The organism is Candidatus Eisenbacteria bacterium (assembly GCA_035577985.1).
Lineage (GTDB): Bacteria > Desulfobacterota > Binatia > DP-6 > DP-6 > DATJZY01.
Genome location: DATJZY010000138.1, coordinates 1 through 2,036, shown reverse-complemented (window position 1 = coordinate 2,036; position 2,036 = coordinate 1). Strand labels below are relative to the sequence as shown.

The 2,036-nt window shown below is 69.3% G+C and carries 2 protein-coding genes; both read left to right on the top strand.

Going from position 1 to position 2,036, the window contains the following annotated elements; genetic code table 11:
* The first annotated feature begins 191 nt into the window (after window positions 1-191).
* On the top strand, window positions 192-980 hold the full coding sequence (locus VMS22_20140) for a M56 family metallopeptidase (protein ID HXJ36352.1): 789 nt from the start codon (window positions 192-194) through the stop codon (window positions 978-980).
* A 75-nt stretch (window positions 981-1,055) separates the two neighbouring features.
* Complete coding sequence (locus VMS22_20135; protein HXJ36351.1) at window positions 1,056-1,979, top strand: hypothetical protein; 924 nt, start codon at window positions 1,056-1,058, stop codon at window positions 1,977-1,979.
* The last annotated feature ends 57 nt before the right edge of the window (window positions 1,980-2,036 follow it).

The window sequence follows — 2,036 nt, the reverse complement described above, 5'->3', positions numbered from 1 at the left end:
GGCGACGCCGACGCAAAGACGTTGCGCGACGCCCTTCCCGCAAAGCGACGCCGATGACCGGAGAGGTGTTGCTCGGTGCCGTCATGGTATTCGGGTTGGCTTCGGCGTGGGCGGGACCGAGCATGTTGCATCGTGCTCGATGGCAAGCGAGGGCCCCGAGAGCCGCGCTGGCGCTGTGGTTCGCCTTCGCGGTGGCGGCGCTCGTCGCCACGGTCGGCGTGATCCTGAGCGTGGGGATCCGCCCGTGGCGGATGGCATTCGTTCCGGGCCTCAGGAGAGCGCTGTGGTGCCTGGTGGAGTGTCGCTGGGGCGCCTTCAGCCCGCTCCAGCTGACGCTGGTCGTACTCGCGCTGGGACTCGGAATCCAGTTCGTGGTCCTTCTCGCGAACGAGTTTCGCAGGACCGCGCTGGAACGACGGAAGCACCGTCGGGTGCTCGGCCTCGTCGCGGAGCCACTTTCGGGCGACGACGGAATGCTCCTGCTCGAGCACCCGTCGCCGGTCGCGTACGGCGTGCCCGGCCTTCGGCCGAGGGTGGTTCTCAGCACCGGCACGCTCTCGCTGTTGAACGAGCGCGAGCTGCAGGCTGTGCTGGCGCACGAACGGGCGCACTTCCGCGCACGTCACGATCTGGCGGTGCTGCCCTTCGCCGCTCTCGCGTCCGCGCTTCCGTGGCTGCCGCTTGCCCGGGACGGCCTCGCTTCGGTGCGCGCGCTCGTGGAGATGCTCGCCGACGATTCCGCTGCGAGGCGCGAATCGACGACGGCGCTCGCCGCCGCCATCGTTCATGTGGCTCGAGGGGTCGTGCCCGCCGGGGCGCTCGCGGGCCGCGGTGGCAACGTCGCCTGCAGGGTTCAGCGTCTCAGCGCGGATCGACACGCTGCGCGAACGTGGATGACACCGCTCGCCTACGGAGCAGCGTGCGTCATCGCGGCCGTGCCGTGCGTACTCCTGGTGGCGGCATCCGCGAACCTTCGATAGCGTCGGATGCAGGCTCTCCGGCCCGTGCCTCCCATCCCCACATTGACCGAGTTGAGCAGGCGGGACGCCGTCCGAATGCTGCTCGCCGCCGGGGGCGGAATGGTCCTCTCGTCGATGCTCGCGTCCTGCGGGTCGTCGGGGGCATCGGCTGCGCCGGCCGGGTCGATGTCGGAACTCGCGAGCGGGTCCAGAACCTACTCACTGCTGAGCTCCGTGACGGCCGTGAACCCGGGGGTCAACCGGTTCGCGTTCGATCTCGCCTCAACCTTGGGTCAAATTCTGACGGGGGGGCGCCCGGAGGTCTGGATCGCCGAGGACAAGCAGTCCCGTGCAATCGGCCCGGCGACCGCATCCTGGTACGGGTTGACCGCATACGGTCGCACCGGCGACCGATCACCGCGGACGAACATCCCCGGTCTGTTCGACGTCTCACTGAACCTTCCGAGCGCCGGCGACTGGTACGTCCTGGCACGGGCCGTGGGCGCGGGTCTGCATGTCGCGGCGATGGGAGCGATTCCGGTCGTCACGGGTCACGTTCCCGCGGCGCTGGGGTCGCCCGCCGTCTCGGTGCCGACTCCGACATCGACGACCGAGCAGGGGTTGGGCGAGATCTGCACCAGGCAGCCTCCCTGCCACATGCATGCCATCTCGTTGGACCGGGCACTCAGGCGAGGCCGCCCGACCATCGTGGTGTTCTCGACTCCGCTTCTTTGCCAGAGCAGGTTCTGCGCCCCCGTGACCGACGAGGTCATCCTCACCTCGTCCCAGATCGCACGTCATCGGGCCAGCTTCATCCACGTCGAGATCTACCTACCGGGCAAGGCCTTGCGACCCCCGGCGCCCACGGCGGCGAACCGGGCACCAGCAGTGAAGGCGTGGGGTTTCGAGACCGAACCGTGGACGATCGTCATCGATCGCCACGGCATCGTCAGGAACAGATTCGAGGGACCGGTCGCGGCGCCGTTGCTCGAGGCCGCCGTGCAGCCCCTGCTGGGGTGAGGGCCGTGGGTTTCAATGGTGGGCGCGCAGCGCCGCGCCGTCGGGGCTCACCGCGAA